This window comes from Saccharopolyspora sp. CA-218241, assembly GCF_050954615.1.
In the GTDB taxonomy this organism is placed as follows: Bacteria; Actinomycetota; Actinomycetes; order Mycobacteriales; family Pseudonocardiaceae; genus Saccharopolyspora; species Saccharopolyspora cebuensis.
The window spans coordinates 3132244-3144398 of the sequence record NZ_CP191860.1 but is presented as its reverse complement, the minus strand read 5'-3'; the positions used below and the strand labels follow the sequence as shown (position 1 = coordinate 3144398).

The 12155-nt window shown below is 73.6% G+C and carries 10 protein-coding genes; 7 read left to right on the top strand and 3 right to left on the bottom strand.

Going from position 1 to position 12155, the window contains the following annotated elements:
• The first annotated feature begins 7 nt into the window (after positions 1–7).
• The gene (gene catC, locus ACQP0T_RS14965; RefSeq protein WP_433873730.1) at positions 8–295 is read left to right on the top strand and encodes a muconolactone Delta-isomerase; all 288 of its coding nucleotides are present in this window, start codon (positions 8–10) and stop codon (positions 293–295) included.
• A gap of 24 nt (positions 296–319) precedes the next feature.
• Here catC and ACQP0T_RS14960 read toward each other — a convergent pair whose 3' ends face one another.
• On the bottom strand, positions 320–535 hold the full coding sequence (locus ACQP0T_RS14960) for a DUF2277 domain-containing protein (RefSeq protein WP_433868618.1): 216 nt from the start codon (positions 533–535) through the stop codon (positions 320–322).
• Between the two features lie 49 nt (positions 536–584).
• Positions 585–2174 (bottom strand): PucR family transcriptional regulator, encoded by a 1590-nt coding sequence (locus ACQP0T_RS14955; protein WP_433873728.1) that lies wholly within the window; start codon positions 2172–2174, stop codon positions 585–587.
• 157 nt (positions 2175–2331) lie between these two features.
• Here ACQP0T_RS14955 and ACQP0T_RS14950 point away from each other — a divergent pair, with 157 nt between their 5' ends.
• Genes ACQP0T_RS14950 through ACQP0T_RS14925 form a run of 6 tightly spaced genes read left to right on the top strand, consistent with a single transcriptional unit; the run spans position 2332 to position 10412 of the window.
• On the top strand, positions 2332–3636 hold the full coding sequence (locus ACQP0T_RS14950; protein ID WP_433868617.1) for an aspartate aminotransferase family protein: 1305 nt from the start codon (positions 2332–2334) through the stop codon (positions 3634–3636).
• On the top strand, positions 3633–5120 hold the full coding sequence (locus ACQP0T_RS14945) for a CoA-acylating methylmalonate-semialdehyde dehydrogenase (RefSeq protein ID WP_433868616.1): 1488 nt from the start codon (positions 3633–3635) through the stop codon (positions 5118–5120). Before ACQP0T_RS14950 ends, ACQP0T_RS14945 begins: the two co-directional genes overlap by 4 nt.
• 44 nt (positions 5121–5164) lie before the next feature.
• Positions 5165–5929, top strand: coding sequence for a sulfite exporter TauE/SafE family protein (locus tag ACQP0T_RS14940; RefSeq protein WP_433868615.1), 765 nt, complete (start codon positions 5165–5167; stop codon positions 5927–5929).
• Between the two features lie 46 nt (positions 5930–5975).
• Positions 5976–6212 carry a hypothetical protein gene (locus ACQP0T_RS14935; protein WP_345365983.1) on the top strand — a complete coding sequence of 79 codons (237 nt, stop codon included), beginning with the start codon at positions 5976–5978 and terminating at the stop codon, positions 6210–6212.
• A gap of 49 nt (positions 6213–6261) precedes the next feature.
• Positions 6262–6915, top strand: a complete 654-nt coding sequence (locus ACQP0T_RS14930) for a response regulator transcription factor (RefSeq protein WP_345365985.1) — start codon at positions 6262–6264, stop codon at positions 6913–6915.
• A 35-nt stretch (positions 6916–6950) separates the two neighbouring features.
• Positions 6951–10412 (top strand): HAMP domain-containing protein, encoded by a 3462-nt coding sequence (locus tag ACQP0T_RS14925; protein ID WP_433868614.1) that lies wholly within the window; start codon positions 6951–6953, stop codon positions 10410–10412.
• Positions 10413–10425: 13 nt separating this feature from the next.
• Here ACQP0T_RS14925 and ACQP0T_RS14920 read toward each other — a convergent pair whose 3' ends face one another.
• Positions 10426–11979, bottom strand: coding sequence for a BCCT family transporter (locus ACQP0T_RS14920; protein ID WP_433868613.1), 1554 nt, complete (start codon positions 11977–11979; stop codon positions 10426–10428).
• Between the last annotated feature and the right edge of the window lie 176 nt (positions 11980–12155).

The window sequence follows — 12155 nt, the reverse complement described above, 5'->3', positions numbered from 1 at the left end:
CACGCCCGTGCTCTACGCGGTGAAGATGGACGTCAACCTGCCGGTCGGCATGAACCCCGAGGAGAAGTCCGACGCGCTGGCCCGGGAGAAGGCCTATTCGCAGGAGGTCCAGCGCGGCGGGGAGTGGGTGCGCATCTGGCGCTGCGCGGGGCAGTACTCGAACCTGAGCATCTTCGACGTGTCCGGCCACGACCGGTTGCACGAGATCCTCTGGAACCTGCCGCTGTTCCCGTACATGGACATCGAGATTACCCCGCTGACCACGCACCCGTCGGACATCGCGCTGGAGTCCTGAGCGTCCGGCGCGGGTGGCGGGACCTCAGCGGGAGCGCCCCCGCACCTCGAGGGAGTCGAGCAGCGCGGCGGTCGCGCGCTCGACCTCCTCGACGGCGCGGTCGAACGCGGCGGCGTTGTGCGGGGCCGGGGCGCGGAAACCCGAGATCTTGCGGACGTACTGCAGGGCGGCGGCCCGCACGTCGTCGTCGGTGACCCGCTCGGCGTAGGGCGGGCGGAGGGTCTTGATGCTGCGGCACATACCCGCATTGTGCGCCTCGGCGCACCGGCGCTGCCCGGGAACGCCGTGATCAGCTCGGGTCGGCCAGGTCCCGGGCAAGCAGGGCGACGTGCAACGACACCACCGACTCCGGCGAGCCGAGCGACACCCCCAGGAGCTGCTCCACGCGGGCGAGCTGGGCGTAGTAGGCGGTGCGGGACAGGTGCGCCGCCGCCGCGGCGGCGGACTTGTTGCCGCCGTGGTCGCAGAAGTGCCGCAGCGCGTCGAGCAGCCGCCGGTCGTCGAGCAGGGCGCCGAGCTCCCGCTCGACGAACGCGGTGACCCGCTCGTCGTCGCGCAGCAGGTGCAGCAGCCCGCGCAGCCGGACGTCGTCGAGCCGGTGGACGTCGCGGTCGTCGGCCAGGTGCAGCGCCGCGGCGGCGACCTGCGCGGCCTCCGAGAGGGTGCGGCGGGCGCCGCCGGGGGAGCGGGCCGCGCTGCCCACCGCGATCACCACCGGCAGCGCGGGAGCCGACCGCCGCACCTCCGCGGCGACCTGGCCGAGGACGGCGTCGGCTCCGGTCTCGGGCAGCACCACCAGCGCCCGCACCGTGATGTCGTCGACGACCCCGACCAGGGCGGGCAGCTTCGCCTTGCGCGCCGCCGAGGCGATGGCCTCGGACAGGTCGCGCAGCGCCTGCTGGCTCTCCAGCGCCGGTGCGGCGGCGGAGGTGGTCCGGGGCCGCACCGCCACCCCGGCCAGCGGGCCGGTCAACGCCACCCCGAGCCCCGCCGCGCGGGCGGCCAGGTCCGCCGGGTCGGCGTCCCCGCCGAGCAGTTCGGTGAGCAGCGTGCGGTGCGTCTGGCGCTCCAGGCTCTCCCGGTCGCGGGCGGCCAGCCGGTTCACCGCCAGCGCGGAGGCGGCCCGCTCGGCGACCACCACGTGCCGGTGCGGCGGCGCCGTCGGGCTCACCAGCACCAGGCGCCCCCAGTCGTCGCCCCGGGCGCCCACGACGGTGGTCAGCCAGCGCTGCTCCGGGTGGTAGCGGGTGCGGCCGGACTGCACCGCGGCGCGGGAGCGCTCGGCCCAGTCCGACAGCAGCGACACCGGGTCCGCACCGGCGGAGTCGTAGGCGAGGACCTGGTGGGCCATCGTCTCCAGCACCACCGGGCGCTCGGTGAGCCGGGCCGCCTCGCGCAGCACCTCGGCGGGTTCGGCGCCCGCGGTGGTCAGGTCGGTGAAGATCTCGTGGATCACCTGGGTGGTGCGCAGCTCGGCGAGCTGCGCGTCCCGGATCCGGGCCACCACGGCCTCGGTCACCCGGACGAACCGGGTCTCCACGTCGAGCGCCACCAGCGGCAGGTCGTGCCGGTGCGCGGCGTCGACCAGGGCCGAGGGCAGCCGGTCCCGCCACCGGCGGCCGAGCTCGACGATCAGCCCGGCGGCGCCCACCGCGGCGAGCTCGTCGACGTAGCGGGCCAGCGCCTCCGGCGCGTCGGACAGCGCGATGCCGGTGGTCAGCACCAGTTCCCCGCCGTTGAGCAGGGCGGCGATGTCGGCGAGTTCGGCGACGTGCGCCCAGCGGACCCGCCCGTCGAGCCCGGTCGCCCCGGCCACCACGCGGGGCTTGCCCTGGCGCAGTTCCGGCAGGTCGAGCACCTCCGCCACGGTGGGCAGCAGCAGGACGTCGGGCGAGGTCGGGTGCATCGAACCTCCTCGGCAGCGCACACACCGTCACGCGGCGATCATTAGAACAGGACAGGTTGTCGATGGTGGAGCGGGGCCGGGCCGACGAGACTGCCGGGTGCAGCCGTGCGCGGAGGGGAGAGCACCACCGATGAGCCGATCCGATCTGCTGGCCAGGCACCGCGAGGTGATGCCGGGCTGGATGTCGCTGTACTACGAGGAACCCGTCGAGATCGTCAGCGGTCGCGGCAGGCACGTCACCGACGCCGACGGCAACACCTACCTGGACTTCTTCGCGGGCATCCTGACCAACGCGGTGGGCTACGACATCCCCGAGATCAGCGATGCGATCCGCGCGCGGGTCGACAGCGGGGTGCTGCACACCTCGACGCTGTACCTGATCCGGCAGCAGGTCGAGCTCGCCGAGCGGATCGCCGAGCTCTCCGGCATGTCCCGGCCCAAGGTGTTCTTCACCAACTCCGGCACCGAGGCCAACGAGACCGCGCTGATGCTGGCCACCCAGCACCGGCGCAGCAACCAGGTGCTCGCGCTGCGCAACTCCTACCACGGCCGCGCGTTCGCCACGGTCGGCATCACCGGCAACCGGAGCTGGTCGGCCAGCGCGCTGTCCCCGGTCAAGGTCAGCTACGTGCACGGCGGCTACCGCTACCGCAGCCCGTTCCGGCACCTGTCCGACGCCGACTACGTCCGCGCCTGCGTCGAGGACCTGCGCGAGGTGATCGAGACGACCACCGCCGGGGACGTCGCCTGCATGATCGTGGAGCCGATCCAGGGCGTCGGCGGGTTCGCCACGCCGCCGGACGGCCTGTTCGGCGCCTTCGCCGAGGTGCTCGACGAGTACGGCATCCTGCTCGTCTCCGACGAGGTGCAGACCGGGTGGGGACGCACCGGGGAGCACTTCTGGGGCATCCAGGCGCACGACGTGGTGCCCTCGGCGATGACCTTCGCCAAGGGGCTGGCCAACGGCATGGCGATCGGCGGCCTCGTCGCCGAAGCGGAGCTGATGGACTGCCTCACCGCGAACTCGCTGTCCACCTTCGGCGGGAACCCGGTATCGACCGCCGCGGCGACGGCGACGCTGGAGTACCTGCTCGACCACGACCTGCAGGGCAACGCCGCCCGGCTCGGCGCGAGGCTGCTCGCCGGTCTGCGCACCCACGCCGAGAGCAGTGCGCTGGTCGGCGATGTACGGGGCAAGGGCTTGATGATCGGCGTGGAGCTGGTCCGCCCCGGCTCCGCCGAACCGGCCCCGGAGGCCGCCGGGCGCGTCCTGGAACTGGCCAGGCAGCGCGGGCTGCTGGTGGGCAAGGGCGGCCTGCACGGCAACGTGCTGCGGCTGGCCCCGCCGATGACGCTGACCGAGGAGGAGGCCGCCGAGGCCCTGGCCGTCCTCACCGACGTCCTGACCACCGCTGAGAAGGAGCTGCGCGCATGACCATCGGGCACTGGATCGGCGGCCGGGTCACCGGCACCGACCCCGAGCGCAGCGGTCCGGTCTTCGACCCCGCCACCGGTGCGGAGACCGCGCGGGTCGCCTTCGCCGATCAGGAGGCGGTGGACGCCGCCGTCGCCTCGGCGTCGGAGGCGGCGCGGACCTGGCGCCGGACTTCGCTGGCCCGCCGCTCCGCCGTGCTGTTCGCCTTCCGCGAGCTGCTGCACCGGCACGCCGACGAGCTGGCCCGGATCATCACCGCCGAGCACGGCAAGGTGGTCTCCGACGCCGCGGGCGAGGTCCAGCGCGGGCTGGAGAACGTCGAGTACGCCTGCGGCATCCCGGCGCTGCTCCAGGGCGGTTTCTCGGAGAACGCCTCGACGGCCGTGGACGTGCACTCGGTCCGGCAGCCGCTCGGCGTGGTCGGGGTGATCTCGCCGTTCAACTTCCCGGCGATGGTGCCGCTGTGGTTCGTCCCGGGCGCGATCGCCTGCGGCAACGCCGTGGTGCTCAAGCCCAGCGAGAAGGACCCGTCGGCGGCGATGTTCCTGGCCCGGCTGTGGCAGGAGGCCGGGCTGCCGGACGGGGTGTTCACCGTGCTCCACGGCGACAAGGCGGCCGTCGACGGCCTGCTGGACCACCCCGGGATCAAGGCGATCTCCTTCGTCGGGTCCACGCCGGTGGCCCGCTACGTCTACGAGCGGGGCACCGCGCGGGGCAAGCGGGTGCAGGCCCTCGGCGGGGCGAAGAACCACATGGTGGTGCTGCCCGACGCCGATCTGGACCTCGCCGCCGACGCCGCGGTGTCGGCCGGGTTCGGCTCCGCGGGCGAGCGCTGCATGGCGGTCTCGGCGGTCGTCGCGGTGGACCCGGTCGGCGACGAGCTGGTCGCCCGGATCGCCGAGCGGATGGCCGGGCTGCGGGTCGGCGACGGGCGGCGCGGCTGCGACATGGGCCCGCTGGTCACCGCCGCGCACCGGGACCGCGTCGCCTCCTACGTGGCGGCGGGGCAGCGGGCCGGGGCGGACCTCGTGGTCGACGGCCGCGACGTCGCCGCCGACGGTGCCGACGCGGGGTTCTGGCTCGGCCCGACCCTGTTCGACCACGTCACCACCGACATGTCGATCTACACCGACGAGATCTTCGGCCCGGTGCTGTCGGTGCTGCGGGTGCCGGGCTACGACGCCGCGCTGGAGGTGCTCGACGCCAACCCCTACGGCAACGGCACCGCGATCTTCACCGCCAGCGGCGGCGCGGCGCGGGCCTTCAGCGAGGAGGTGGAGGTCGGCATGGTGGGCGTGAACGTGCCCATCCCGGTCCCGGTGGCGCACCAGTCCTTCGGCGGCTGGAAGGACTCGCTGTTCGGCGATGCGCACGCCTACGGCCCGGACGGCATCCGCTTCTTCACCCGCACCAAGGTCGTGACCACCCGCTGGCCCGATCCCTCGCAGGGCGGGGTGGACCTCGGCTTCCCGCGCAACGGCTGAGCGGTGCCGGTGAGCGGGAACGGGCAGCGGCCGGGGGCGCGCTGATGGCCGACCTGTCGCTGCCGGTGCTGGTGGTGCTGGCGCTGATCGGTTTCGCCGGGGGCGTCGGCATCACCGCCGTGGGCCCGGGCGGGGTGCTGCCCACCATCGGCCTGTTCGCGCTGACCGGGCTGGCCCCGGCCGAGGTGGCGGGCACCGCCATCGTCACCCACGTGGCCACCGGGGCGCTGGCCACCGCCGCCTACACCCGCTCCGGGCACCTGCGGGAACCGCGCACCCGGCGGGACGCGCTGGTGCTGGCCGGCACCGCCGTGCTCGGCACCCCGCTGGGCGTGCTGCTCAACTCGGCGGTCTCAGCCAGGGCGTTCGGACTGGTGCTCGCGGTGTTCCTGGTGCTGGTCGCCGCTCTGGTGTGGTACCGGGATCGCCGCGCGCCCGCCGCCCCGGCGGTCCGGCCGCCCGAGCCGGCGGTGGCGGCGCTGGGGCTGGCGGTGTCGGCGGCCAGCGGCGTCGTCGGCATCGGCGGACCCATGCTCACCGTGCCGCTGCTGGTCGCGCTCGGCGTTCCGGTGCTGTCCGCGCTGGCCGCGGCGCAGGTGCAGTCCATCGTGATCGCCGGGGTCGGCACCCTCGGCTACCTCGCCCACGGGGCGATCGACTGGCCGCTGGCCGCCCTGGTCGGCGTGCCCGAGCTCGCCGGGGTGCTGCTGGGCTGGAAGCTCGCCCGCGCGCTGCCGACCCGCGGGCTGAAGTACGCCCTGATCGGCGCGCTGGTCGCGCTCGCGCCCTACCTCGCCCTGCACGGCTGAGCACCGCTGACCGGCGATCAGCGCCGCGATGGGCTACAACCGGGAGATGGCCGATTTCGACACCTCCGCGTTGACGCCGGGGCAGAGCCGCAGCGCCCCCGACGGGGAACGTATCGGGTGCTCGGCGGGGGGCCGGTTGGTCCAGCTCCGCAAGCGGGTCTCCGAACCCGGCTTCGTCGTCACCGTCGACGCCGAGCCGCGCCCCGAGGTGCCCGCCGAGCTGATGACCCACGAGTGGGCCGCGGCCAACAGCGAGTTCGCCCGGCTGATGCGGGAGTACTAGCGCGTGCCCCGGTCCAGGGTGCCTTCCCGGAACGAGGGAGGAGAGCGCGATGGCACGTGTGTTCGTCGTCGATGACCACGAGATCATCCGGCGGGGGATCGCCGCTCTGGTGCAGGCGGAGGCCGACCTCGAGATCGCGGGCGAATCCTCGTCGGTGGGGGAGGCGCTGGCCTGGGTGCCGAAGGTCCAGCCCGACGTGGCCGTGCTGGACGTGCGGTTGCCCGACGGCAACGGCGTCGAGCTCTGCCGGGAGCTGCAGTCCCAGCTCCCGGGCCTGCGCTGCCTCATCCTGACCTCCTACGACGACCACGACGCCCTGATGGACGCGATCATGGCCGGTGCGGCGGGTTTCGTGCTCAAGGAGGCGGTCAGCGACGAGATCGTGCGGGCCATCCGGATCGCCGGACGCGGCGAGTCCCTGCTGAGCCCGCAGAAGTCCGAGGCCATGCTGCGGTGGCTGCGCAAGGAGCAGGAGCAGGCCGACCCGCTGCGCGAGCTCACCGACCGCGAGCGGCAGGTGCTCGAGCTCGTCGGCGAAGGGCTGACCAACCGGGAGATCGCCAAGCGGATGTACCTGGCGGAGAAGACCGTCAAGAACTACGTCTCCCAGATGCTGGCCAAGCTGTCGATGCGGCACCGCAGCGAGGCCGCCGTGCTGGCCACCGAGCTGCGCCTGGACCGGGGGTCCCGCGACCGGCGGTAGCGCGGGCACGGAGCAGCGGGGGAGCGGGAGGCGCGATGGCACCGCAGGACCGGCCGGACACCGAACCGGTGGTGCTGACCCGCCTGCTGCTGGGGTTGCGCGACCTCCGCGACGGCAACTTCCGGCGGCGGCTGGCGTTCACCGGCGGCGGGCTGCCCACTGAGATCGCCGCGGTGTTCAACGAGCTCGCCGAGCGCAACCAGCGCCTCGTCGCCGAGCTGGAGCGGGTCAGCGCCGCGGCAGCGGAAGGCAGCCGACCGATCGCCCCGGTGCGGGTGGACGGCGCGCCCGGAGGCTGGGCCCGGGCGGCGTCGGCGGCGGACGCGCTGGTGCGGGAGCTGCCCGGCCCGCCGGCCGAGCCCGAACGGGTGCTCGGCGCGCTGGCGCGCGGCGACCTGGCCGCACGGCTTCCCCGCCGCGCCGACGTCGCGCTGCCCGGCGGCTCGGCCGCCGACGCGAACCGGTCGCTGGACCGGGTGGCGCGTGCGGTCGAGGGGATCGTCCGGGTGGTGCGCGAGCTGGGCGTCGAGGGGCGCTTCGGCGGCCGGGTCGACCCCACCGGGTTGGCGGGCACCTGGTTGGAGCTGGCCGAGGCGGTCAACGGCACCTCGGCGGCGCTGGCCGCGCAGGTGCGCGACGTGGCCGGGGTGACCGGTGCGGTCGCGGCGGGCGACCTGTCCCGGGAGGTCACCGCCGAGGCCCGCGGGGAGATGGGTGAGCTGGCCGGGACGATCAACGCGATGGTCCGGCGGCTGGCGGTGTTCGACGAGGAGGTCTCCCGCGTCGCCCGCGAGGTCGCCGAGGAGGGCAGGCTCGGGGCGCGCGCCGAGGTGCCGGGCGCGCGCGGCCGCTGGCGGGAGCTGACCGCGGCGGTGAACCTGCTGGCCGACGACCTCACCGCGCAGGTTCGCGACATCGCCGTGGTGGCGACCGCGGTCGCGCGCGGCGACCTCACCCGCAAGGTCGACGTGGCCGCCCGCGGCGAGGTGCTCCAGCTCAAGAACACGCTCAACGCCATGGTCGACCGGCTCTCCGCGTTCGCCGACGAGGTGATCCGGGTGGCGCGGGAGGTCGGCACCGAGGGGCGGCTGGGCGGCCAGGCGCGGGTGCCGGGGGTGGCCGGGACGTGGCAGGAGCTCACCGACGGGGTGAACACCATGGCCGACAACCTGACCGGCCAGGTGCGCGGCATCGCCCAGGTGACCACGGCGGTGGCCGGCGGCGACCTGTCCAAGCGGATCGACGTGGCCGCCCGCGGCGAGATCCTGGAGCTCAAGACGACCATCAACACGATGGTCGACCGGCTCTCCGCCTTCGCCGACGAGGTGACGCGAGTGGCCCGCGAGGTCGGCACCGAGGGGCGGCTCGGCGGTCAGGCCGAGGTCGCCGACGTCTCCGGGACGTGGCGGCGGCTCACCGAGAGCGTCAACCGGCTCGCGGGAAACCTCACCACCCAGGTCCGCGCCATCGCCGAGGTCGCCACCGCGGTCGCCGAGGGCGACCTGAGCCGGGAGATCACCGTGGCCGCGGCCGGGGAGGTCGCCGAGCTCAAGGACGACATCAACGCGATGATCGGCAACCTGCGGGAGACCACCCGGGCCAACCGGGAGCAGGACTGGCTCAAGAGCAACCTGGCCCGGCTCTCGGCGGTGGTGCAGGGCGGCCACGAGCTCGACGTGCTGGCCCGGTCGGTGCTCGACGAACTGGTCCCGCTGGTCGGCGCCCAGTACGGCGCCTTCTTCCTGCGCCGCAGCGATCCCGACGGGCGGGCGGTGCTGGAGCGGACCGCGGGCTACGGCGTGCCGCCCGGGGCCGGGGCTTCCCGGGTGCGGCCCGGCGAGTCGCTGGTCGGCCAGGTCGCGTCGAGCGGGCGCACCGTGCTCGTCACCGACGCGCCGCCGGAGCACGTGCGGATCGGCTCCGGGCTCGTCGAGGCCGACGCGGTGAACCTGGTGGTGCTGCCGGTGCGGTTCGAGGACGAGGTCCTCGCGGTGCTGGAGCTGGCCGCGGTGCGCCGCTTCGCGCCGGTGCACCTCGACCTGCTGGAGCGGGTGACCGGCACGATCGGCGTCGAGGTCAACACCATCGTCTCCAACTCCCGCACCGAGGAGCTGCTCGCCGGGTCCCAGCACCTCGCGCAGCAGTTGCGGGAGCGTTCCGAGCAGCTCCAGACCCAGCAGGACGAGCTGCGCCGCTCGAACACCGAACTCGCCGAGAAGGCGACCCTGCTGGCCAGCCGCAACCGGGACATCGAGCTGAAGAACCTGGAGATCGAACAGGCCCGGCAGGACCTGGAGGACCGGGCGCGGGAGCTCTCCCGGGCCTCGGCCTACAAATCGGAGTTCCTGGCCAACATGTCGCACGAGCTGCGCACCCCGCTCAACAGCGTGCTGATCATGGCCAAGCTGCTCGCCGAGGACCGGGAGGGCACGCTCACCCCGCAGCAGGTGGATCTGGCGCGCACCATCCACCAGGCGGGCACCGACCTGCTGCGGCTGATCAACGACGTGCTGGACCTGGCCAAGGTGGAGGCGGGCCGGATGAACCTGCTCACCGCGGAGGTGGAGCTCGCCGAGCTGGCCGCGGACCTCGACGCGCTGTACCGGCCGGTGGCCGAGGACGCGGGGCTCGGCTTCGACGTGGTGGTCGACCCCTCGGTCCCGCCGACCCTGCGGACCGACCGGGACCGGCTGGAGCAGGTGCTGCGCAACCTGCTGTCCAACGCGGTGAAGTTCACCGACCGCGGCCGGGTCGAGCTGCGCGTCCGGCCCGCCTCGCCGACCGAGGTGGGGGCCGCCGAGCTGCGGTGCGCGCCGCAGCGGGTGGCCCTCGAGGTGCGCGACACCGGACGGGGCATCCCGGAGGACCAGCTCTCGCGCGTGTTCGAGGCCTTCCAGCAGGTCGACGCGACCGCCGTGCGGGAGCACGGGGGCACCGGGCTCGGGCTGTCGATCAGCCAGGAGCTCACCGCGCTGCTCGGCGGCGAGCTCGCGGTGCGCAGCGAACCCGGCCGGGGCAGCACCTTCGCGGTGTTCCTGCCCACCGCGCCGCCCGAGGAGGAACCGGCGGACGAAGCGGTCGTCCCGCTGCGGGCTGAGCCGGAGACCGGGGTGCGCCCGCGGTTCGACGGCGAGCGGGTGCTGCTGGTCGACGACGACGAACGCGGGGCGCGGGCGCTGGCGATGCTGCTGGAGCAGCACGGGCTCGAGGTGGTGACCGCCGGGGACGCCTTCGCCGGGATCAGCGCGCTGCGCGAGCACGAGGACGTCCGCGCCGTGCTCATGGACGTGATGATGCCGGAGCTCGACGGTGACGCGGCGATCCGGTTGATCCGGGAGATGCCGCGCTACCGCGAGCTGCCGATCATCGCGGTGACGGCCAAGGCCATGCCCGCCGACCGGGAACGCAGCCTGGAAGCCGGGGCCACCGACTGCGTGGCCAAACCCGTGGACGCCGACGCGCTGCTCGGCCTGCTGGCCGAGCAGCTGCGCCGGTGAGGTCCGCCCCCGCTCACACCAGTTCGACGTCCTCGCGCGTGCGGGGACCGGCGCGGACCAAGGGGTCCTCCCGGACCTCGCGCCACAGCGAGTAGGCCAGGCCGATCATGAGCACCACGAACGGCGCGGCGCTGATGATCACCGCCTGCTGCAACGCCTCCAAGCCGCCGGCGAGCAGCAGCACCACGGAGGTGAGGCCGGTCAGGCCGCCCCACACCGCGAGCACCGCCGCGCTCGGACGCGGGTGCCCGTCGGAGGAGAGCATGCTCAGCACGTAGGTGTTCGCATCGGCACCGGAGACGAAGAACATCAGCACCAGCACCGTCGCGATCAGCGAGGTGAGCGTGGACAGCGGGTAGGCCGAGAGCATCGCGAAGATCGAGCCCGCGGCGTCGGCCTGCGCGGCCTCGGCGACCCGGCCGCCCTGGAAGGCGTCCTGGAAGATCGCCGAACCGCCCATCGTGGCGAACCAGAGGAAGAACACCGCGCTCGGCACGCCGAGCACCGCCAGGACGAACTCGCGGATGGTGCGGCCGCGGGAGATCCGGGCCAGGAAGACGCCGACGAAGGCGCCCCAGGAGATCCACCAGGCGAGCATGAAGTACGTCCAGCTCTGCATCCAGTCGAGCTGCCCGAAGATCCCGGTGCGCAGGCTCATCGGGACGAAGTCGCCGATGTAGAGGCCGAGCGATTCCACCAGCAGGTTGAGCACGAACCCGCCGGGACCGACCAGCAGCACGAACCCGAACAGCAGCGCCGCCAGCGCCGTGCTGGATTCGCTGAGGAAGCGGATTCCCTTGTGCAGCCCGGTGATCGCCGAGATGGTGAACAGCACCGTGACCACCGCGATGATCGCGATCTCGGTGCCCACCCCGCCGGGCAGCCCGAGCACGTGGCTGAGTCCGCCGCTGATCTGCATGGCGCCGAGGCCGAGCGAGGTCGTGGTGCCGAACAGCGTCGCGAAGATCGCCAGCACGTCCACCGCCTTGCCCACCGGTCCGTCCACAGCGGACCCGAGGAGCGGGCGCAGCATCGGGCTGATCAGTCCCTTGCGGCCCTTGCGGTGCATCGAGTAGCCCAGTGCGATGCCGAACACCGCGAAGATCCCCCAGGCGTGCAGGCCCCAGTCGAAGAAGGAGTGCTGGAGCGCGACCACCGCGGCGTGCTTGCTGCCGGGTTCGGCGAGGTCGTGCGGCGGTTCGGCGAAGTGCGTGATCGGCTCGGTGACGCCGTAGGTGATCAGACCGGAACCCATCACGGCGGCCAGGATCATGGCCAGCCAGCTGATGGTGCGGAACTCGGGGCGGTCGTCGTCGGCGCCGAGCCGGATGCGGCCGCAGCGGCTCGCGGCGAGCCAGGCGAGGAAGCCGAGGATGCCCAGCGCCGAAACCAGGTAGACCCAGCCGAAATTGCCGGTGACCCAGTCCAGGACGGTGCCGGTGACGGCGTTGAGGCTTTCGGTGGACAGCACGGCCCACAGCACGAACACGGCGCACAGCGCCACCGAGGAGAAGAAGACGGCGCCCGGTTTCGCGGGCGCGGTATGTCGGTCGGGTGCGTCGGACACGGAGAACTCCCGGTGGATGTGCTGGAGCGGAGCACGCGGACGCGCGGCGGCCGGTGCGGAATCGGAGAGGCAGGTGGATGCGGACGTGCGAGCCCGATCGATTCACGAGTGGTGGGGAGTGGGGCTCTTCCTGCCGGGGACGGTGCGCGCCGGGGCTGACCCGCGGGCGCGAATGC

What these genes read in the sequence shown, in the direction of transcription:
- ACQP0T_RS14930 (WP_345365985.1), top strand. Translation starts at nt 6,262, where the DNA reads ATGGCACGTGTGTTCGTCGTCGATGACCACGAGATCATCCGGCGGGGG.
- ACQP0T_RS14945 (WP_433868616.1), top strand. Translation starts at nt 3,633, where the DNA reads ATGACCATCGGGCACTGGATCGGCGGCCGGGTCACCGGCACCGACCCC.
- ACQP0T_RS14940 (WP_433868615.1), top strand. Translation starts at nt 5,165, where the DNA reads ATGGCCGACCTGTCGCTGCCGGTGCTGGTGGTGCTGGCGCTGATCGGT.
- ACQP0T_RS14950 (WP_433868617.1), top strand. Translation starts at nt 2,332, where the DNA reads ATGAGCCGATCCGATCTGCTGGCCAGGCACCGCGAGGTGATGCCGGGC.
- ACQP0T_RS14935 (WP_345365983.1), top strand. Translation starts at nt 5,976, where the DNA reads ATGGCCGATTTCGACACCTCCGCGTTGACGCCGGGGCAGAGCCGCAGC.
- ACQP0T_RS14960 (WP_433868618.1), bottom strand. Translation starts at nt 535, where the DNA reads ATGTGCCGCAGCATCAAGACCCTCCGCCCGCCCTACGCCGAGCGGGTC.
- ACQP0T_RS14925 (WP_433868614.1), top strand. Translation starts at nt 6,951, where the DNA reads ATGGCACCGCAGGACCGGCCGGACACCGAACCGGTGGTGCTGACCCGC.